Below are 19,437 nucleotides of genomic sequence, written 5' to 3'. Positions count from 1 at the left end.
TTATCACCTACCTCAATCGGACAATTAAATAGTTTTTAGGAATCTTGTACTGGCTAGATATATCGATGTTTTTCGTAAACTCTGCCTGCGATTTAAACAGCAAATTACCACCTGTTTTAGCATCAAGAATCCCAATGTGCGTAATATCTCCCCATGACTCTGCAGCAATAGGAAACAGAATATCAGCGCTGTTGGATGTTTGGCCATCTGCAGGTGATGCAAATACGCCTGGTTGTCGTGAGTAGCTTGCTGCAGTTACTTCAATGTCTCCATTGAACAAGGCTACAAAGACTGGCGTTGTTCGTAAATTGTCCGTTAGAACTTTATTTTTTAAATACACTGTCATGTGATTCATTCATTAATACCTCCCATTACTGGCACCCCGTCATCAGGAATAACCACATTAGCAGTTGATCCATTGATTAATAGATTCTGATAATCTAAAACACCATCACTATCAATAATGAGCGCCCCAACCTTTGCATAGCTTACAAATGATGTTTTAAAAGCTATCTCTTTCAAATGCGTTGTAATGTTCTTTTTAATATTTGTTTTGACTACTTCCTCTGTGTAACCAGGCATTAATGTTAAGGCTACTGACAGATTAATTAATAGTGCTTCTGCAGATATAACAAGCAAATCCTCAACACCAAATGGCATTTCTATTTCAATATGTTTTTTTACATCTTTAATTAATTCACTTGTTGCAGGTAATTTGTTCGCATCGATCACGACCACTTTCATTGTCAACGGACCATTATAGCGCGGAAATACTTTTGCATCCCCAACACCTGTTACTTCTAATGCCCATTCTCGATATTGATATTTGTTTCCTGCTTTACCTGGACGCTGTAGCTTATCATAATAACGTTGACGTAAATCATAATCTGTTTCCTCATCGTAACCATCAACAACAGCATCAGGATTGTACACATTCACCAAGCCATTGATAGATGCAGGGAAATTTATAATGGTGTTCGCTGGCACGTTTCCTATTTGGCCAAACTCATTACATTGCACTCGAACATGAGCAAACCCACTTTCATTTAGAACAGCTTCTTCAAGGACTGTGTATAAAATTGTGTCTGTACCAACTAGCTCGCCAACTTTAACAAGTGTGCCAGCTGTACCAGAAACAATGACGGTTGTTGTTGCTTGGGTAGCAGGTTTACGGCTAATTCCTGTGCGTTGATAAACAAACCGAGTAAGCTCGTCTTCGGTTAACTTTTCAACATCTAACTTTTCTTGTACTGCAGCAATCTTCTTTTGTTGTTCAGCAAATTCAACGGCCACTGGCTTTGTCACATCATAAACAAAATTACCTTTTGACTTATCGTAATCATTACTAATATTGGTCATCATTCGATCATGAATGATTTTTTCATCTTCCATCTACGCTGCCACCTTCTTTATTGGCTCGTCAATTTCGAATGCACCTTCTACCGTGACGACTCTAAATTTTATCCGCATCCATTTTCCATCATGGCTAAACTGCCATTCCTGAATCTCTTGAATGTGTGTATGTTCTAACAATGAAGCTGTAACCTCTCGTTTAATTTCTGCTTCAATAAAGGCACGTGGTAGGCTAGAACCTATTAAATCCTCTAATGTCACGCCATAAGGAATATCTTTATAAATCCTAAAGCGAAAGCGCTCAGTCTTTAACACTTTTAAAATCCATTGTTTTAAGGTTTCCAAGCCATGAATCTCAATCATTTTTCCATTTTTAAAGACAAAATCACCTTTATCAAAGTCATACAAAAAAGACTTACCAAGTGGAGGTAAGTCCGTTTCAATTTCTTGCGTATTAAATTCTAGTTGAGCAATCTTAGGTAACATTATTCGAACCTCACCGCCTTACCTACAACAAAATAAAGCTGTTCATCTGCAGTTGGTAACAATATTACCTCGTCACCTTCTTTAAGCGTGTCTTTTGTTTTAGATTTCACTTCTTTCGCTTCAAATGATTGAAATTGACTATCTGTAAATCGAATATCACCCTCTAGCTCAATTTCACGTTCATAATCTTCAAGGACATGAGCAGCAAAAACTAATTGACTATTACTAAGAATGACGGTTTCATTTAACCGTATTTGAGCATTAGGCGGTGGCGAAATGACAATACCTGTAGACATTGAAACTTGCTTAGGATTTTCATTATTTCTCAACATAATTGCAAGCTCTGTTACTGCATCCATTTTATTTCACCTCTAATGTAGGCTTCATGGTATGAATACCTTTACTAATCGTGTGCAACACGTCTTTAATTAAGAAAGTACCTTTAATGCCCGTGGTCGGTTCTTCTAGTGCAAACAGTCGACCAGCCCTAAAATCATCGTGGCCCATCAAATCAACACTATTTTCTTCCGTCACTTTCGATAACTGTTTTAATTCATTCTCAGCTACTTGTTTAGCGCTTTTCTTCTCATTCTGATCTAGCTTCACGACTTTAGTAATACGGCCATACTTCTCAGCCATTTTATTATCAGACTTAGTTAAAACTACTTTGTCATTATTTCCTACAACCTGGATTGTATTAGCCATTTCTGTAATGCTACGCCTTTTAGAAGGATTCATAAGTGCTGAATGAATATCGTATTGTGGACCACCTTCGAATAATTGGAATGTGCCGGTTACTACTACATCACTTTGTTTTTCAATGTATAGTTTACCTTGGCGCATTTCCATGAGATATTTTACGCCTAATGATTGTTCTGCTGTCGTTAGAATTTCTTTGATAATTTCGCTTACTTTTTTATCATTGAATATTTTCGTAATGGCTTTTGGAATAGATACGATGTTACCTATTTGGATATTAAAATCTTTAGCTATTTTCTTGATACAAGCGTCTGCAGATAATTTATTAAACTGATATACAGCTGTAGATTTATTTAAGTAAAAGGCATAATCAAAGGCAATGTATGCAATTGGCGCAATACCGTTTTTCAGTTCGTCCACAATAATTGCTCGCGTTATTTCCTTGCCATTGTTGCTTAGGACTACCATATCACCAATATCACATGGATTCACAGGGAAGTAATTTGTATCAGTAAAAGCGATACTAAAATTAATTTCGTCTCCTAATTCATCCATGTTACTACGCCATGTCAGTGTACCCAGCATAGGCGTAATGTTTGTCATGGTATCACCTTTAATTAGCCATAGTTCATGAGCCATCATTTCACCTTCTTTGTTTCTAAAATAATCTCTTTAAATTCTGATAGAGCCAATGAATAATAAACATCCCCCGAACCGTCTTGAAGTCCAGCCTCAAAATTTTCGATTGTCATTAGCATATTAATAGGTGTGTTGGACATAATCAGTCGAATTGGCATTCGTTTATCTATCCAGCCCTCAATGATCTCGTAATACTCCCACCCAAAATATTTATTGTTTCGTGAAAATGGATACACCTTTGAAGGAAAAAAAGAATCAATCGTAAGAGATTTCAAGCCTCTACGACCAAGTAATTTAATGTCACCTTGATTAATCGTAGTGAAAACTTCATTATTCACAGGACTAGGTATTTTAAACTCAGATGGAACTATAGGAAGTTGAATAATCTGCTTACGGTCCATTGTGCTTAGAAAAATGTCCATCTATTCAACCTCCTTATAAATTGGCCAATCTTAATTTTAGTAATGGCACAAGTTCATTCGCGACTTCCATAGGTGTAACACCTTTAGCATTTAAGTTTTGAATAATAACCTGTACATTGCCGTTATTTGCAGTTGCGGGCTGTGGGGTACTTCCTGTAGTTGTAGGCGTTGCTACAGCAACAGGTGACGGTTGAATCATTTTATCAATGTTATCGATGTTACCACCTGCAGCACGCACACGTTCTGCTTGTCTAGCTGGAATAATCATTTCATCTTTATGGATTTGTGCTAGGTGATCCTTTTCAATCCGGTTAGAACCAACATCATACTGCGGTACTTTACCACCTGCTGAGGTTTTATTAATATTGTCCACACCCGTTTTTACATCTCCCCAACTGACTTTAGGGACAATGGGGATGTTTACACCAGGGATTTTATTAATTACCTTAATAAGCCCATTGAGCTTATCGATAACAAAATTAACACCACTTCCAGCCGCGCTTTTAATAGTGTTCCACGTTGTATCCCAACCAGCGCGAACCTTGTCCCAATTTTGATATAGCGTGATTCCTGCAGCAATGAGTGCTCCGATTGGACCAGCTACAAGTGCTAGCATTGGATTATCGAGTAATCTTTGCCACAATTCACTTGCTTTTTGTTTTACAACGTCCCAATTTCGATATAGTAAAACACCTGCAGCAATTACTGCTGCAATTCCGATTACTACCCAAGTAAGTGGACTAGCAAGCATGGCCGTGTTCATTGCCCATTGTCCTGCAGTGGCCAGTCCCATAGCTGTTTTAAAGCCTTGCACCATCGTGGTAACAGTAGTAATCACTTTTAAAGTGCCCATTCCAACCGCTAGTACACCAGCTGCTGTGCTCACTCCAATGAGCGTTTCTTTAATTGGTCCCCAGTTCTCTCTTACTGTATTTCCAAACTCAAATGCCTTTTCCACAATACCTTGAATTTTCGGTACTAATTCATCAGCTTTTTGAGCAACTCCTTGTAAAAATTCTTGTGCACCTGCACCGTTTACAACATCGGCTATACCGACCTGTAGCTCTCGCCATGATGAAATTAACCTATTTTTAAGACTCCCTTCCACTTTGGCAGATGCAGAATCCGTTGCTCCTTCAAAATCCTTCATAGCTTCCTTTGAACCTAGCATTGCGTACATGGCTCCTGCTTCGAGGTCTTCCCACTTAGTACCAAATAAACCTACACCTATTTGATTGGCTGCTACTTGGTCATCCATTCCTTTTAATTCGCCAACTACTTTACTTGCTACATCTGATACGGTTCCTTTACCATCTAAAAAATCTTTCCATACTTTCTGCGTTCCTTGTGATAAATCGCCCATAGCATCGCTTGTGCCTTTTGAGCCGTCTTTAACACGAATTTGGAACTCTTTCATAACATCATTAACGTAATCTAAGTTGTAAACGCCTGCTTTTGCGCCTCTTTCCAAGATGCCGAAGTATTCTTCTGCGCTATACCCCATTGTGCCAAATAAGGACGAATACTCTGCAACATTATCAAACATTTCATCTGAAAAATTTAACCCTCTTTGACCACCTGCAGTAAATAAATCAAATGCTTTATCTGCAGAGATACCGAAAGCCTCCATCATGTTATTCGTGCCACGTGTGACTTCGTTCACGTCACCATCAAACGTTTTAGCTAAAAACATCGCATTAGAAGTAACTTTACTTAATTCTCCATTATCGATATTCTTCATGTTTTGTTTTACACGCGCTAATGCACCTGTAACTTCATCGATGTTTTCACCGTACCCTTTACTAAATACTTCTTTTGCAGCACTTCCGTACTGTTCCATTTCAGAGGCAGTTGCACCAGTTTGGGCTTGTAAAGTGTTTAACGCGCTGTTCATATCCAAGATAGATTTTCCAACGCCTGCTCCTAATGCCGCAACTCCTGCTGCACCTATGGCACCAGCTCCCATTGCGACTCCTTTAAAAACTCTAGTTGCTCCTTGTCCAAAGCGTTGGATTTGATTGCCGACTCTTGTGACACCTCGCCCAAAGTCATCAGCTCTCTCACTAGCACGCCTTAAATTACTAGAAAAATCACGGTCTTGTAATGATAAGATTGCTGAAATAACCCTTCTGCCCATATTCTCACCGCCTTTAGCAAAAGAAAAAAGCTAGAACGAGACTGTCTTCATCGCTCCAGCTTGCATATGTTTGTTTCTTTCTTCTAACTCCTTGTCCAAACTTGCTGTCATAAATAGCTTTGTATCGTAATCAAGATTTAATAAATATTCAAGCTTAAAGCCTTTTTGATTATAGTGATGAAGAAAATAAAAATCATCATCACTATCAATTAGTTTTTTATAGCTTTAACTCCGCCTTTTTTATATCCAGCTAATTCAAACGCCACCTCTGATAATTGGGCAATTTCCCCCGGATCAAAGATTTTTGATACGATTTCAGTAGGGATTTTTTTACAACCATATGCTGCTAATAATTCAGGATCTTTTAAATTTGGCTCAATCATTGTGTTGTAAACAATGTATTCATCAGCATCCGTGTCATTGTTTTCATCTCGCGCCATTTTCATTGTATCTACACATAAAGACTTTTCAGGTTTACGCAAAACTACTACAACATCTAAGCGCTCAACAACTACTTCCTCTGTGACATCATCCTTCACTTGATATTTTTCTTTCTCTTTCATTAAATCTACAACTGATAAACGTTTAATTTCTTTATTTGTCATTTCCAATTCCTCCAATGTGGTTATTTAAGCACTAATCCGATCAATGAAATCGTAATCAGCAAAGTTATATGGCAATTCCTCTGTTAATGCCGTTTTTTGTGCAAACTGCATTAGCATAAATTCATTAAATGTAACCTCGTTAATGGCTACACGTTCTGAACCAAATGCTCCAGGATCAGCTAATTTTCCGACAAGGTTCACGTCAGGCAATATTCCTTTTTTCACATCATCAGCCAGCAAGTTTGCGCCTCGGCTATAAACCTTTTTAACTTTTAATGTTCCTTCACCTGACCAACCAAGCATCTTTTTATGAGTTGCTGGATCTTCGGCCATATTTACATCTTCATAATCAATGGTTACTTTGGCTTCAAATTCCTCAATATCGAGCCACTTTTCGTTGTTCACCCACACGCTGCCATATGTGCCGTTAATAACGCGATTAGCTTTTAATTTTGACATGTGTCAATCCCTCCTTAAATCGCAATATCCATATCTAAGTCCTCGATAGCATCTACAATCTTAATGTTGCTGCCTAAGAATACATTCTTTTTAAAGGACATTTCTTTTACTTTTTGATCATCCCAATCCGTAGTATCTACACCAGTTGACTCCCACGCTGAGCGTTGTTTTTGTACATTTATTTCAGCTTTGTTGTCATAGTTCGGATCAAGAATTTCCTCTCCTTCTAAGCCATCATAGTAAGCATTAATTGAACGGATAAACAACACTTGATTATCGTAGGTGTTGTTGTGTTTACCGATGTAATTTTTATCAAATGTGGTGCGAATATCGTCTTTTATTAAGTCCTGTACTTCCATAACACGGATTGATTTAAAGTCTTCTGTTTTTTTGCCTGTTGTTGTTGTCAGACTGTTAACGCCTCGTCCGATTTTAATGTTTTCACCATCGTTAATAAGGATTAGCTCACCATTATCGACAGCTGTGTCAGGATCTTCAATATCTGTAATAACATCTATTTCATTCAACTCGTAATAAGTAGATGAACGTGTAAATGGCAACCCTGCCAGGATGCCAGCAATCCGCGCTGTGTATTCTGCAGTTGTATAATCCTTCTCGCCAACTTTAATTCCTGTTGTTGTGAAATTAATGATTCCTTCATGATCTGCATCACAGTTTGGTAAAACTGCCTTAAATGTTTTCTTATTATTGTCACGTTTAGTCTTAATCCAAGTTGCAATAATTGTTGTATCCTTGTCTTCGATACCTGGAATGGCCAAGTAATTAAATCGCTTGTTATTCAAGCGTGTTAATGCGGCATTATAATCAACTGCAGTTGTTGCCAAGCGTTCAATAATGACTTTACTTGGTGTACCCATGAAAGTTTTTTGAATGTAATCTAAGTTTTCTGTTGACCATGCATCGGTTTTTACTTCCTCTATGCTTTTATACGTTACTGTATCAGCCGTTTGCACGTCGTCTTTTAGTATCAATGCAACAATTCCAAGCTGGCTACGCTTAATAGCTGTAACGGCTTTCCCATTAAACTCAATAATAATTTGTGGTAGGCCCATTGCTTAATCCCCTTCCTCGTCATCCAACTCACCCATAATCTCAACTGGATGTTTCTCATACCATTCTTTCCCGTTTTTAATTTCATCCTCAATATCAGTATTTGAACTTGAACTTCCCTCACCGTATTCACGGCCGTCAAAGAATTGAAGGTCAAATTCAAATTGCAATACACCATCGATCTCATCAAAATTAGGTTCGACTATATCTAAATGGCGGTCTTCCACAGAAAATTTAAGGTCAAATAAATTACCCAGTGCTTCTTGAACATCTAGCAATTCAATTGCATTATCATTTTCATCTGTAGGAAAATAAAAAATGCGAACCGTACAAGACTTTTCAACTTGTGTTAAATAGCCCTCACGCTTCACATTATCTAATTCCAATTTAAACGATGGCCGTGTAAATCCTTCATTAGCTGATTTACTAGAAACATCGATATCAATAAAATTAGACTGCAGTTTCTTATTGATTGTCGTTTTAATTTGTTTAAAAGTAATCATAGTTTCTTTTTCCTCAACAATTCATCTAGCCATTTTACTGTTTCTTTTTCTACATCACCAGAGGACTCAAATTCACGCATACCTTTGTCTAATGGTTTTTTACCATGAACAAAGACACCTAAATCATTTCCATCGTGGTCAACCATTCTATGGCCATCTTCTACTAAATGAGCGTGCGGGGATGAATTATAAACACGGACAACAAGCTCACCTTGATAACCCACAAAGACTTTACCTCGCTTCCATTTCTTATGGTACTTGCCTGTTTTCTTTTTCACGAGGCTACGTGCTTTACTGGCTACTTTTGTCCTTGCTTTGGTGCCGATTTTCCGCATTAATTTTGGCATTTCTTTTGGTATTTGCCTAGTGGCCACATCAAATAAATCACGTTGAAAGTCAGTTAAACCGTTCATTTGAATGCTCACTTCAACACCTCCTGGACAAAGATTTCAAGTGTTTCATTCTTGAAATAAGGATTGAGAACATATTTGATTTCAAACTCATGGTCCTTATATCTGATACGCATATCCTTTGTAATGTCTTTTCCAGCGTTATATCGAACAATGATTTTATGTGTAACATTTGTTAGGATCGTATCAGCTACCTGTTTTTGTAACGAGCCAGTTTGTGGAATGATAGCTGCCCATAATTTTTTTAAAGGTATAAATTTATAAATGGTTTCTTCCAACTCATTTTTAGCCTTTTGATTAGTGAGGATTTCAATTCTGTGTCTTAAATCTCCAGGATTCATAATCTCACCTCAAAGTAAATTGATTGAATGCATATCTAAAATAGATTGAACAACTTTATTCACGTTGTTATCCTTCACCGTAAAGATGCGATTTTCATACATTTCATTCGAAAGCACAAAAACAGCAATTGAAATGTCTTCTTTTGTGTTCAGTTGTTCATCTGATAGCCCTGTATATCCTTTTATATAAGCTTTTACAGCGGATAAAATAAGTGTAAAAGTCGAAATAACATCTGATTCTGTTTCGTCTTCTCGCGCATATTTAGCCAGTTCAACTGGTGTAATTTCACTAACCTGCATCAGTTTTCACCTGCTTTTTCACAACAACTTCCTCTACGTGGCCAGCTTGTAACAAATCATCTGCCACATTCTTTGGCAGCACTTTAACTTCATCCTTTGACATTGTGACGCTACCTGAAAAACTTACAAGTGCTTTTACTTTCATCCTGTCACCTCCAATAAAAGAAGCGTAGAGTATAGCCCCTACGCTGATTTCATAACTAATTTAGAGATTTTTTGAGCATTTTCAACCTTAGCATCAATTTCAATCCAGCCTACAACACCAATTGCATGTTGAGTAGAATATTTTTCGCGTAGAATTTCGATTGAAACATTTTCAGCAAGTTTTACTGCAAGCCCTGACATATCACCGTAGAAAATAGCCGTTTTACCTGCTTCCATTCCTGGCATATTATCAGATGTATACACATCTTTTCCTAATAAAGTATAGCCCCATCGTGCGGTAGCATCTTTGTTTAATAAGTAGTTACCTTGTCCATCTTTCAATTTGCGAATAGCTTTACGCGTTGTTTTGTTCATGATCCAAATAGCATTACCCTGGAAAGCATCAGGTACTTCTTCTTGTACATCAATTAATTCATCAGCTGTTAATACTGTTGCAGCTGCTGCAGTCACACTTTGCGTAACTGTTGAAAGACCAGTTACTTTGTTTGGTGTACCGTTTAACAATTGGTTTTCAATCCATTTAGCAATTGATTCAGCCATTTTCCCAACTACAAACGAAACAAGATCAAATTGTGAGTTATTAACAAGTGATTTGGATACTTTACTTAAGGCACCTGCTAAGAAACCTTTTAACTCAATTGATCCAAACTTACCGCTAGTAGATTCCAAATCCACAAATTCATCAGAATAAGCCATTTCTATAGTTCCTGCAGATTCATCATAGTATGGAATACTTAATGTACCGCCTACATTATAGCGAGTTGCCAATTGATAAATTGGTGAAATGTCGTATACCTTTTGAATGATCTTGTTTGCAATACTAGAAGGAATTACGGCCCCGTTTGCGCCTACTGTTAAATTAACATCTGCTCTTTCCTCTACTAAACCACGAATGTAATGATCGAAAGCACGCGTTTCGGCTTCTTCTTGCGTACGCTGTTCAGCTTGTTTCGCAGGTACTTTTTTATCCAAAGAACGTGCTTCATCTAATGCAGTAATCGTTTTATCAAGTCCAGCAATTTCATTTTTGATTTCATCAAAACGAGTAGCTTCTTCTTCCGTTAGTGCTCGAGTTTCTTCTTTTGCCCCCTTTAGTAAATTATCCATTTCATCTAATAAGTTGTTTCGCTGCTCAACTAGAGACGGCATAGAACGTGTTTCAATAAATTTCTTAATATCTTTTTTCATGTTAGTTTCCACCTTTCAACTTTAAAAGCTCAATTTGTTTTTCATACATTGAATAATCAATATCTTTTTTATTACTTGTATCTTCTGAGCGATTTTCAATCTCAGCTTTAAAATCTGCTCCGCGAGTTTCTGAAATTGTCTGATCTTCTCCGCGAGCTTCAATTGAAGTAGCAACATAAGCTGGCGTTTTATCTAAAATAGACACCTCTAATAGCTCGATGTCCTCTAATGTGCGTTTCTGAATGCCATCTTCCCCGTCTTCCCACGATGGCTTATTATCAACAAAGCCAAATGACCAGCCTTTTAACTTGCCATCTTTTGCTTTTTGAATGATTTCTTCATCAGATACATGAGCGATAGCGCGTAAACCAATGTTATCCTCATACAGTTGCAAATTGCCCTCTTGTAAGGATCCAAGCTTACGGTTTTTATCGTGATTAAATAATAAATCAACGTTTTCCGCCTTATCTAAAGCTCTTTCGAACGTTTTAGCACGGATTTTTTCTTTAAATCGACCTCTTGGTGAAGGTAAAATACGACTTTCACGCTCCACAGCATTTACATAACCATCGAGCAACACTTGATTTTCTCTAATTTCAATCCTCAATTTCTTCACCTCCCTTCTCGTTTTCGTGGCCACCATCTGAAATATCAGCGGTTTTATTTGTGTTTGGCGTGTAAATTGTCTTTGTTTTCGGATCATATAATACATCTTGCAAGCCCAACTTAATGAAATCTAAACCAAGTGGTGGTTGATCTTCTAAATAACGAACTTCGTCTACCTGCATCCACCCATTTTTAAGGGCAATTTCGTAAGCTTTATAGCGTTTTTCGGTGTCACCTTTGACAAGCTCTTTCATATCGAAAGCAAAATAAAAAGACTGCACTTTTTCCGATGGAAGAAGCAAGTCCTTGTTCAATGCCGTTTCAATTGCTCGAATAATCGGCAGTATGCAATTTTTAATAAAGTTTGTATGCACTTCTTCATTGGCCGAACCATCCAAAATGCTGTCGGGTACTTTGAAAAGTTTATTTATTTCGCTTGAATTGGTCTTTTTGTTTTCATTCAGCTGCATTTCAACCGATGTACTCGATGCCTCTTTGAAATCTAAGCCATTGTTCAATACAACAATATTTTCTGTATTATTCTTGTATAAATTGTTCCAGGCTGTTTTTAATTCCGCAATTGCATCCTTTGACAATCGGCCTAATGACTTTAAGAACCCTTTCTTATTTCCACCTGTTTTAACAAGTGAATCCTCAAAATCAAGCGTATTATATGCAACAGATAATATTTTATTGTGATCCTTTATGATTCCATTACCTGTCACACCATCTTTAGAATTTCGAGCGATTTTTATAAATTCAAATTCGCGATAGTTCACACCATTAACGGATATATCATAGCTTTTAAATATTGGATCAACGCCAACTAGCACCGATACATTTCGATTTTCAACATAGTGGAGACTTTCAACATCATTTCTTCTCCGGTTGATATATGCGTACCCTGCACCCTCTAATAAATAATCAGTTACTAAAGCTTTTTTAAATTGGAAGCCATCTAGTGTATCGTGTGTCTCATCATTAAGCAAAATGATGCGTCTATCATCTTCCATTTCTTCAACTTTACCGCTGTTTTCTTTGTACAATTTGATAGGTAGAGTAGCAATAAGACCCGAAATTAAATCTACACAGGTGCCAACACTAGGTATACTTAGCGCTTCTTCCTTTGTTAAAACAGCATTTGCTAACCCTGCCTGCAGCAATAATTCATCCATTCCACTCTCACGAAATTCCTGAATTCGTCTATAATTACGCCATTCGCGCCACTCTTTAATTAATCTCACAATCTCACCTCCTTAAATGATTTGTGCGCCCCAATCAGCATCAGGATTAAAGATGACATCATGCTGCAGTAAGTAGATTGCGTTGATTAGACTTACAACCATGTCCACTTTGCCAGTTGATTTTTTCTTATTAACGTAAATGTTTTTATTGGTGTCCTCTGTAACTTTTGCATTTTGGAAATTTTCTTCTAGTAATTCATTTTCAGTGTAATGGAACTCTTTGTTCATAATCTTTTCTCGTAATAGCTTTGTAGCTGGATGTAATACGCTTGAATGCTGTTTTACTTCTACAGTAACTAAACCTTCCTTTTCTAGTTTCTGAGCTGTAGAAAGGCAGTTATAACGGTCATACGCTACACCCATAACAATGACATTGAATTGTTCTTCTACTTCCAGAACCTTTTGTTCAATAAAGCCATAATCTACAGTCATATCACCGCAAGAAAAACATTTACCTGATTTAATGTGGTCGTAGTAATTAATCTTTTCCACTCGGTTTTTATCAGGAATACGTTCAGTCGGCACAAATGCATAGGAATCCGCATATATTTGCATGTCTTCCTCTGTCACTATCGAGAATGAACAGTTATCATTCGTCATGGCCAAGTCTAAACCTAGCCAAACTTGACGGCCAGACCAATCGAAATCTTCCATTTTACATTTTCGCAAGTCTTCCACATTTACATACGCTTCGCCACTATTAGAAGGTAAAAAGTGATTCATATGTTTACAAAGATATTCTTCACGTTCTGAGGGCTTTTCTATGGCTGATTTACGGCTATCTCGTATCTCGTTATAGTTTTCCTCAACTCTTAATGGATTCGCCTGTAATAGCCCCGTATCGTCCCATAAATGCTCGTCCTCAGCATAATAAAGCAGCGCAAACATGCGGTCATCTTCAATAAATCCATTAAATACTTTTTTTGCATACGCCAATTCTTCTAGCATGATTGATTTATCCTCAGCGTAGGCAGTTGTTAATTTAAAGCGTAATGGATTTTTAACGTTTAATTGTCCTGACTTCATGGCGTTTATATTCTTGTAATCTTTAAATGCACCCACTTCATCAGCGATAAAAGCAGATGGACGAATTGAGTTGTTTCTATTTGCCTCTGCAGTACGTGCTTGGTAAAAACTATTCGTTAATGTGCAAACGATACGGCCACTCAATGTTTTTGGAATCACAAAGTATTTAGCAACCCCAGGGCTGGCCATAATAATTTGCGTCATAGCCTTTTTAACTTCACCTGCAAGCTCACGATCCAAACAAATAGAATAGAACTCTGAGTAGTCATCTTCCGTTAGCATTAAGATGATAATGATTAAAGCACAAATGAACGTCTTCGCATTCTTACGAGGAATAAACAGCGTAATATCACGGTATCTAAACTTTTCTTTATCGCTTTTAAAGCGCCATCCGAATATATTGACAAGAAAAAAAGCCTGGAAACCTTCCAAGCCCTCTAATATTGTTTTTCCTGCAACGCCTAAACCTGTAGCAAAATTAAGTAATTCCAATAGTCCTTCGATTTTTTCTATTTCGTCCATGTCAAAATAGTAATCAAACTTATCTTCATATTGCTTTTCTAAGTCTCTTAAAAACCAATTACACTGGATAATGACCTCTTTTGTTGTAATTTCCTTACCTTTTACAACCCTTTCAGCGTATTTTACCGCCTTATCAAATATCATGTTTTACCACCACTCAATACTTTTAACAGTGGATCATCTTCTTCCACACGAACTTGGAAATTAATATTACCTAGCTTAGCTCGGCTTTGTGGCGACAGGCTTAATTCATTACAACAACGGAAAAATTCTTTTGAATACTTATCTTTAGCACTCAATAAGTTACGATCTAAAAGCCTTTCAATATCCCTGTTAATGATTCTTTCAATTTGCTGTACTCGGTCAATGGCTACTGCGCAGGTACTTAGAATATAAATATCAATATTTCCAAGAATCCCACTTGCTTGTAACTCCTTCACAATGAAATTGAAAATTTTCTTTTGCCTTGCATTCAAATGTGTAGGAGGCAAGATTTCATCGGCAGCACCTTTTAATTTTTCTTCTGTTTGAGTACGAATTGCGATTTCTTCCTTCGTTAAATTCTTACTCATTGTTTTGACACTTTTAGACGGTCTAGCCAATTTCCTCACCTCCTTAAAAATTTTCATTTAGGGAATTTTTTTAGAGCAAATAGGGGCAGTCGGTGTACAGTGATTTCACGATTTTTAACCAAACACCCCGGGGGTACTCTCCAAGATAATGTTTTTTAATTCTTTTGCAGGTATTGTTCCCTTCTCTGCTAGCTCATGATGATAACGACACAACGATATAAGGTTGTCATCCTCTAGCCTCTTGTCCCATGCATCTGCTATAGGTTCTATATGATGCACCTCTAAGTCTGTGAAGTTATATTGTGTCTGTGTATTGTGTAGGTTACGCAAGCATACTTGACATAGATGTTTGTCACGGTCAGCTATGTATGCACGCTTATTCTTCCATGCCCTACTCCACCTGAACCTATCTATGTGTGTAGTCTTCTTAGTAGCTATTGGCTTAGATGGACACCGTTGCCCATGCTTATGTATCCCACCACAATATGCACAACTCTTTAGCATCGTGTCACATCCTTTCTTATGCATAATAAAAAGTCACGACTCATGGTGAGTGTGACTTTAATACATTTATTTTTTGTTTATGCTACTTCCGTATCAAGTAAATATTCTCACTCAAACGCCTAGCATGAACTCTCTCTCCTGCATTACTGTTCAATTGATAAAGTGTACGGTTAGATATCACTATTACATCATCCTCATCAACATAAATATTATATCCAAAAATTAGTAGCATAGGATTAAGATGTACTAAACTGTTTTTTACGTATAAAAATCCAAAAAGTACAAAGAGACCCAGGTTACTAATTAAAGTAGATGTATTGGATACATTAATGGATAGCATAGGTACAATATAGGTTACGACATAATTAAGAATTTTATCATCATGCCTTTTCATCGTTTTAAATTTATGTCTTTCCGTTATTTTTAGTATCTTGCTAACCAACAGTTGAAAAAGAAAGGCGATTAACACTAAAACAACTAAAACTAAAATAAAAATTGAAATAGGTTTATTTTCAAATTTAGCTATTTGTTTAAGTTTATCTACCCCCCAAAAAACATTATAGTTAGAAATAATAAGCAAAATATACAATGGAAAATATGATGCGATATACGATAGCATTCTGTATATTCTTGTCGACACACGCATCTCCCCTATTTTTTATAAATCGTCTACGCCCTCTCGTTGGTTAATCAGTGTTCGATAATAAGAATCTTTTATCAATCTTATTATATCCAACAATTGAGATTTTTCTTGGTATAAAATCTTTTCATTATCCTCTATTAACTCTATTGGCAATTGGAAAAGATCCACTACTTCAACAACATTTTGAAAGTTTGCAAACACATTATCCAGTGCATCTTGTGTATCCAATACTTTAGTTAAAGTTCTTGTTATTCTGTTGTCGTTTAAACAATCTTCTCTAAAGCTCTCAAAGTTTTCAATTTTGCCTGACTGCTCAATTCTCTGTAATGCTTGTTCAGCATTTTGGGAGTATTGTTCATGGATTGAGAATATCCTCTCTAATGAGATATGATTAAGTATAAACATCTCCTGATTAAACACTATGATATCTATCGCATCATCCATTCCCAATAGATTACCCTCTAACTTTTCAAAGCCACCTTCAATAAATCGCCCCATAAATCCATTGCCTTTAGTTAATTTATTAAACTTCGTAACCCTTCTAAACAGATACATAGATTCTTCTTCAGAGTTAGTTATTTTAAGGCAATAAAAATTTAGTTTTGCTATATCTTCAGCAAGCAATTGTTCTCTGCTGACTACTTGCTCATTTAAACTTTCTAAAACTTGTACAAAATTTTGTACTTGATTAGTATCATATGTTTCGATAGTGCCTGATATTGATCCAATTGGGTTAAACGGACGCTGTTCAAGACCATTAATACTAAGAATAGAAGTAAAAGCAATTGAGAATAAAGTATCATGTAAGGCCTCACTAATATTTGGAGAATACGAATTATACTCACCATTTGTTTTTTTTCTAACAAAATATAATCTTATATCGTTTTCTGTTGCAGCATCTTGAAGCCAATCATGTAATTCTGTCACAGTAACCACTCGTAATCATCCCCTAATTATCAACAGTTTTATACAAAATTATACATGACTCCAAGATAAAATAAAGCAATAGCACTAGGGAACTTACGTTCGTATTTTATCATACACTTTAGTAAATGTAAATAAAAAGTACCGACTTAGGGAAATCGGTACTTTTACAAAACTGTTGATACTATCATCTTATCATGATAATACTGCCTTTATGTTGCCCTTTTTTTGCCCTACTCGACTTTGATACCGTACACTCCGAACAATAAAATAGATAACCTCTCGGTTGCGCTTTCTAATGCTTTGTAAATACTTCTGTCATTCATATGATAGTATTCGGCCAGGTACGAAATTGTTTGGCCATCTACATATCTTTTTTTCAGTATGTTGAAATACCTCACGTTGTTTTCTTGCTTATACATGTAGTCTAGCGTGTCGAGTGCTTTATCAATGTACTGTACCATTGCAATTGTTCGTTTCGATGTTTCTTTGATTGAACTAATAATGTCTTCGCCAAATGTAATCAGGTCAATAAGGTTTTTCCCTTCTGATACTAATACTCTTGGAATAGACACTTTTACATCTTCATCAATCTTTTCAACGTATAACTTAAACTCCTGATAATGTTTTAGAAGTAATTTAGTATTATGCAGTCGTTTACTTTGTTCTTTCTGTATAGCCTGTTCCTTTTGGTCATTAAACACCTCAATGGCTTTCAAAGTTGCTATTTGTGTAACTTCTTCGATTAATTTTGATTGCTTCACATTTTCCACCTCTTTACGCTGCTTTTACCTTCTCAATTCTTGCTTTTAAGGCATTCATTAGATGGTCTTGTGTACTTGATTTATCTAATAATGCTGAAATAACGTCCTCGTCAACTCCACCTGATACTGTTAAATGGTGAATGATTACTTTTTCTGTTTGCCCTTGTCGGTGTAAACGTTTATTTGCTTGTTGGTACAATTCCAAGCTCCAATTAAGACCGAACCATACAACGTGATTGCCGCCTTGCTGTAAATTAAGGCCGTATGCTGCAGATGCAGGATGTGCCAGTAAAATATCAATTTGACGATTGTTCCAATCTGTTTCATCTTGTGGTGTTTTCAATTCTCGTACTCTTAAACTTGTCTTGCCAAGTGCTTTAATTATCCGTTCTTTATCATGTTGGAAGTTATAAAAGACAAGTGCCGGCTTTCCGTTTAATCCTTCGATAAGCTCATTAAAGGCTTCAATCTTGCAATCGTGAACATCAACAGTTTTTCTATCTTCGTCATAAACTGCACCGTTACATAGTTGAAGAAGCTTATTGGTTAAAACAGCTGCGGATCCCGCATCAATTGTTGATTCATCTATTTCAAGTAACATTTCCTTTTCTAATTTCTCATATGCTTTCTTTGCTTTGCTATCCAGTATTACCGGTATCGTGTTGTAGGTAATGTCCGGTAATTCAAGATAATCCTCTGCTTTCATGGAAATACATATATCCCCAATTAAATTTTGAATGGCATCTTCTCCGCCAGCTTTAGGCGCATAAGAGAATATTCGATCCCTTGTACGTTGATCCGGTTCAAAATATCTTTCACGGAAACCTGTGATATTTTTCCCTAAACGTTGACCCCCATCAAGTAAATAAATTTGCGCCCATATATCTAATAAGCCGTTTGGTGCTGGCGTCCCTGTTAGGCCTACTATTCGTTGAATGTGTGGCCGTACATTTTTTAATGCTTTAAATCGCTTTGAGGAATGATTTTTAAAACTTGAAAACTCGTCTATCACTACCATGTCAAACGGCCAGGATTGTCTATAGTAATCTACTAGCCAGGGAATATTTTCACGGTTAATAATGTAAATGTCTGCCGGTGTATTTAATGCTCTTATTCTTTTTGCTGCAGTTCCTAATACTGTTGAGATCCTCAGCAACTTTAAATGATCCCATTTAGAGGCTTCTTTTGCCCAGGTGCTTTCAGCAACTTTTTTTGGTGCAATAACTAATACTTTGTGTACGGCAAAACGGTTATATTTTAAATCGTTAATTGCGGTTAATGTGATTACTGTTTTTCCTAATCCCATATCTAGAAGCAATCCAAGTGCTGGCGTATTTAGCACTCGATTAATGCAATACTTTTGGTAACTATGCGGCACAAACTTTGTCATGCTTACATCACATCCTGAATAAATCCATTTACAGCTTCTTTGCTGTCTAACACATAAACTTGATGGCCAAGTAATGCTAATTTTCGATGCTGTGCAAGTTGTAAGGCTGTTGGTTTTTTACCTGGCGCTTTCAACTCTACTAAATGCACTTGGCCATTTGGTAAAAAGATAATCCTATCCGGCACACCTGCGTTACCTGGTGATTCCCATTTATAAGCTTTTCCTCCGATTTTCTTTATCTCGTTTCGTAAATGAGTTTCAATATCTCTTTCTCTCAAAATAGTAGCCTCCAATTCTTTGTCAACCTTGTCTACTTTCTTTTGCTATTTTCACCTATATATATAATTAGGCTATTTAGGCATAACGTATATACGCCTAATCCACCTAATATGCCTAATTTATATATTTGTTTATATTAAAGTTGACAAGGTTGACATATATAAATAAATGTAGGTATGACAAGG

The 19,437-nt window shown here is 36.6% G+C and carries 26 protein-coding genes; all 26 read right to left on the bottom strand.

Annotated elements, in window-relative coordinates; translation table 11 throughout:
- Positions 1-7 precede the first annotated feature (7 nt).
- Positions 8-355, bottom strand: coding sequence for a phage tail fiber protein (locus LS41612_RS04675; RefSeq protein ID WP_024364677.1), 348 nt, complete (start codon positions 353-355; stop codon positions 8-10).
- Positions 352-1,392: a baseplate J/gp47 family protein gene (locus LS41612_RS04670; RefSeq protein ID WP_024364678.1), complete on the bottom strand. Its 1,041-nt coding sequence runs from the start codon at positions 1,390-1,392 to the stop codon at positions 352-354. The genes LS41612_RS04675 and LS41612_RS04670 overlap by 4 nt, the downstream gene beginning before the upstream one ends.
- Entirely contained in the window at positions 1,393-1,839 is a 447-nt protein-coding gene (locus tag LS41612_RS04665) for a DUF2634 domain-containing protein (RefSeq protein WP_051147789.1), read from the bottom strand. It abuts the gene before it with no gap.
- A complete protein-coding gene (locus LS41612_RS04660) occupies positions 1,839-2,198 on the bottom strand; it encodes a DUF2577 domain-containing protein (RefSeq protein WP_024364821.1) in 360 nt (119 codons plus the stop codon). The genes LS41612_RS04665 and LS41612_RS04660 overlap by 1 nt, the downstream gene beginning before the upstream one ends.
- Before the next feature lies 1 nt (position 2,199).
- Positions 2,200-3,180, bottom strand: coding sequence for an XkdQ/YqbQ family protein (locus LS41612_RS04655; RefSeq protein ID WP_137034887.1), 981 nt, complete (start codon positions 3,178-3,180; stop codon positions 2,200-2,202).
- Positions 3,177-3,599 (bottom strand): hypothetical protein, encoded by a 423-nt coding sequence (locus LS41612_RS04650; protein WP_024364819.1) that lies wholly within the window; start codon positions 3,597-3,599, stop codon positions 3,177-3,179. The genes LS41612_RS04655 and LS41612_RS04650 overlap by 4 nt, the downstream gene beginning before the upstream one ends.
- 13 nt (positions 3,600-3,612) lie before the next feature.
- Entirely contained in the window at positions 3,613-5,736 is a 2,124-nt protein-coding gene (locus LS41612_RS04645) for a phage tail tape measure protein (protein WP_105928894.1), read from the bottom strand.
- Positions 5,737-5,945: 209 nt separating this feature from the next.
- Positions 5,946-6,341, bottom strand: coding sequence for a phage tail assembly chaperone (locus tag LS41612_RS04635; RefSeq protein ID WP_105928892.1), 396 nt, complete (start codon positions 6,339-6,341; stop codon positions 5,946-5,948).
- A gap of 24 nt (positions 6,342-6,365) precedes the next feature.
- Positions 6,366-6,800 carry a phage tail tube protein gene (locus LS41612_RS04630; RefSeq protein WP_105928891.1) on the bottom strand — a complete coding sequence of 145 codons (435 nt, stop codon included), beginning with the start codon at positions 6,798-6,800 and terminating at the stop codon, positions 6,366-6,368.
- Positions 6,801-6,814: 14 nt separating this feature from the next.
- Positions 6,815-7,873, bottom strand: coding sequence for a phage tail sheath subtilisin-like domain-containing protein (locus LS41612_RS04625; RefSeq protein ID WP_105928890.1), 1,059 nt, complete (start codon positions 7,871-7,873; stop codon positions 6,815-6,817).
- Positions 7,874-7,876: 3 nt separating this feature from the next.
- Complete coding sequence (locus LS41612_RS04620) at positions 7,877-8,374, bottom strand: phage tail terminator family protein (RefSeq protein WP_105928889.1); 498 nt, start codon at positions 8,372-8,374, stop codon at positions 7,877-7,879.
- A complete protein-coding gene (locus tag LS41612_RS04615) occupies positions 8,371-8,799 on the bottom strand; it encodes an HK97 gp10 family phage protein (RefSeq protein WP_024360939.1) in 429 nt (142 codons plus the stop codon). Before LS41612_RS04615 ends, LS41612_RS04620 begins: the two co-directional genes overlap by 4 nt.
- Positions 8,796-9,125, bottom strand: coding sequence for a phage head closure protein (locus tag LS41612_RS04610; protein ID WP_024360938.1), 330 nt, complete (start codon positions 9,123-9,125; stop codon positions 8,796-8,798). The genes LS41612_RS04615 and LS41612_RS04610 overlap by 4 nt, the downstream gene beginning before the upstream one ends.
- 9 nt (positions 9,126-9,134) lie before the next feature.
- Complete coding sequence (locus tag LS41612_RS04605; protein WP_024360937.1) at positions 9,135-9,425, bottom strand: head-tail connector protein; 291 nt, start codon at positions 9,423-9,425, stop codon at positions 9,135-9,137.
- Positions 9,415-9,570 carry a hypothetical protein gene (locus LS41612_RS23060; RefSeq protein WP_158694844.1) on the bottom strand — a complete coding sequence of 52 codons (156 nt, stop codon included), beginning with the start codon at positions 9,568-9,570 and terminating at the stop codon, positions 9,415-9,417. The genes LS41612_RS04605 and LS41612_RS23060 overlap by 11 nt, the downstream gene beginning before the upstream one ends.
- Positions 9,571-9,608: 38 nt before the next feature.
- A complete protein-coding gene (locus LS41612_RS04600; RefSeq protein WP_024360936.1) occupies positions 9,609-10,778 on the bottom strand; it encodes a phage major capsid protein in 1,170 nt (389 codons plus the stop codon).
- Between the two features lies 1 nt (position 10,779).
- A complete protein-coding gene (locus LS41612_RS04595; RefSeq protein WP_024360935.1) occupies positions 10,780-11,385 on the bottom strand; it encodes an HK97 family phage prohead protease in 606 nt (201 codons plus the stop codon).
- Positions 11,375-12,628 carry a phage portal protein gene (locus tag LS41612_RS04590; RefSeq protein WP_105928888.1) on the bottom strand — a complete coding sequence of 418 codons (1,254 nt, stop codon included), beginning with the start codon at positions 12,626-12,628 and terminating at the stop codon, positions 11,375-11,377. The genes LS41612_RS04595 and LS41612_RS04590 overlap by 11 nt, the downstream gene beginning before the upstream one ends.
- Positions 12,629-12,640: 12 nt before the next feature.
- Positions 12,641-14,320, bottom strand: a complete 1,680-nt coding sequence (locus tag LS41612_RS04585) for a terminase large subunit (protein ID WP_105928887.1) — start codon at positions 14,318-14,320, stop codon at positions 12,641-12,643.
- Entirely contained in the window at positions 14,317-14,778 is a 462-nt protein-coding gene (locus tag LS41612_RS04580; protein ID WP_024364764.1) for a P27 family phage terminase small subunit, read from the bottom strand. Before LS41612_RS04580 ends, LS41612_RS04585 begins: the two co-directional genes overlap by 4 nt.
- A gap of 84 nt (positions 14,779-14,862) precedes the next feature.
- Positions 14,863-15,252: an HNH endonuclease gene (locus tag LS41612_RS04575; protein WP_024364765.1), complete on the bottom strand. Its 390-nt coding sequence runs from the start codon at positions 15,250-15,252 to the stop codon at positions 14,863-14,865.
- A gap of 82 nt (positions 15,253-15,334) precedes the next feature.
- Positions 15,335-15,892, bottom strand: a complete 558-nt coding sequence (locus LS41612_RS04570) for a KwaA family protein (protein ID WP_024364766.1) — start codon at positions 15,890-15,892, stop codon at positions 15,335-15,337.
- Between the two features lie 18 nt (positions 15,893-15,910).
- Complete coding sequence (locus LS41612_RS04565; RefSeq protein ID WP_024364767.1) at positions 15,911-16,831, bottom strand: Kiwa anti-phage protein KwaB-like domain-containing protein; 921 nt, start codon at positions 16,829-16,831, stop codon at positions 15,911-15,913.
- Positions 16,832-17,052: 221 nt separating this feature from the next.
- Positions 17,053-17,583 (bottom strand): hypothetical protein, encoded by a 531-nt coding sequence (locus LS41612_RS04560; protein WP_024364768.1) that lies wholly within the window; start codon positions 17,581-17,583, stop codon positions 17,053-17,055.
- A 13-nt stretch (positions 17,584-17,596) separates the two neighbouring features.
- A complete protein-coding gene (locus LS41612_RS04555) occupies positions 17,597-18,973 on the bottom strand; it encodes an SNF2-related protein (protein WP_024364769.1) in 1,377 nt (458 codons plus the stop codon).
- Between the two features lie 2 nt (positions 18,974-18,975).
- Entirely contained in the window at positions 18,976-19,251 is a 276-nt protein-coding gene (locus LS41612_RS04550; RefSeq protein ID WP_024364770.1) for a VRR-NUC domain-containing protein, read from the bottom strand.
- Between the last annotated feature and the right edge of the window lie 186 nt (positions 19,252-19,437).

The sequence above is a fragment of the Lysinibacillus sphaericus genome (assembly GCF_002982115.1).
Classification (GTDB): Bacteria; Bacillota; Bacilli; order Bacillales_A; family Planococcaceae; genus Lysinibacillus; species Lysinibacillus sphaericus.
Note: the sequence above shows the minus strand (reverse complement) of the source record. Positions and strands in the feature narration are given on the sequence as shown.

Excerpts from the sequence above, each read along its gene's own strand:
- LS41612_RS04675 (WP_024364677.1), bottom strand. The coding sequence starts at position 355 with ATGAATCACATGACAGTGTATTTAAAAAATAAAGTTCTAACGGACAAT.
- LS41612_RS04670 (WP_024364678.1), bottom strand. The coding sequence starts at position 1,392 with ATGGAAGATGAAAAAATCATTCATGATCGAATGATGACCAATATTAGT.
- LS41612_RS04665 (WP_051147789.1), bottom strand. The coding sequence starts at position 1,839 with ATGTTACCTAAGATTGCTCAACTAGAATTTAATACGCAAGAAATTGAA.
- LS41612_RS04660 (WP_024364821.1), bottom strand. The coding sequence starts at position 2,198 with ATGGATGCAGTAACAGAGCTTGCAATTATGTTGAGAAATAATGAAAAT.
- LS41612_RS04655 (WP_137034887.1), bottom strand. The coding sequence starts at position 3,180 with ATGATGGCTCATGAACTATGGCTAATTAAAGGTGATACCATGACAAAC.
- LS41612_RS04650 (WP_024364819.1), bottom strand. The coding sequence starts at position 3,599 with ATGGACATTTTTCTAAGCACAATGGACCGTAAGCAGATTATTCAACTT.
- LS41612_RS04645 (WP_105928894.1), bottom strand. The coding sequence starts at position 5,736 with ATGGGCAGAAGGGTTATTTCAGCAATCTTATCATTACAAGACCGTGAT.
- LS41612_RS04635 (WP_105928892.1), bottom strand. The coding sequence starts at position 6,341 with ATGACAAATAAAGAAATTAAACGTTTATCAGTTGTAGATTTAATGAAA.
- LS41612_RS04630 (WP_105928891.1), bottom strand. The coding sequence starts at position 6,800 with ATGTCAAAATTAAAAGCTAATCGCGTTATTAACGGCACATATGGCAGC.
- LS41612_RS04625 (WP_105928890.1), bottom strand. The coding sequence starts at position 7,873 with ATGGGCCTACCACAAATTATTATTGAGTTTAATGGGAAAGCCGTTACA.
- LS41612_RS04620 (WP_105928889.1), bottom strand. The coding sequence starts at position 8,374 with ATGATTACTTTTAAACAAATTAAAACGACAATCAATAAGAAACTGCAG.
- LS41612_RS04610 (WP_024360938.1), bottom strand. The coding sequence starts at position 9,125 with ATGAATCCTGGAGATTTAAGACACAGAATTGAAATCCTCACTAATCAA.
- LS41612_RS04605 (WP_024360937.1), bottom strand. The coding sequence starts at position 9,425 with ATGCAGGTTAGTGAAATTACACCAGTTGAACTGGCTAAATATGCGCGA.
- LS41612_RS23060 (WP_158694844.1), bottom strand. The coding sequence starts at position 9,570 with ATGAAAGTAAAAGCACTTGTAAGTTTTTCAGGTAGCGTCACAATGTCA.
- LS41612_RS04600 (WP_024360936.1), bottom strand. The coding sequence starts at position 10,778 with ATGAAAAAAGATATTAAGAAATTTATTGAAACACGTTCTATGCCGTCT.
- LS41612_RS04585 (WP_105928887.1), bottom strand. The coding sequence starts at position 14,320 with ATGATATTTGATAAGGCGGTAAAATACGCTGAAAGGGTTGTAAAAGGT.
- LS41612_RS04575 (WP_024364765.1), bottom strand. The coding sequence starts at position 15,252 with ATGCTAAAGAGTTGTGCATATTGTGGTGGGATACATAAGCATGGGCAA.
- LS41612_RS04555 (WP_024364769.1), bottom strand. The coding sequence starts at position 18,973 with ATGACAAAGTTTGTGCCGCATAGTTACCAAAAGTATTGCATTAATCGA.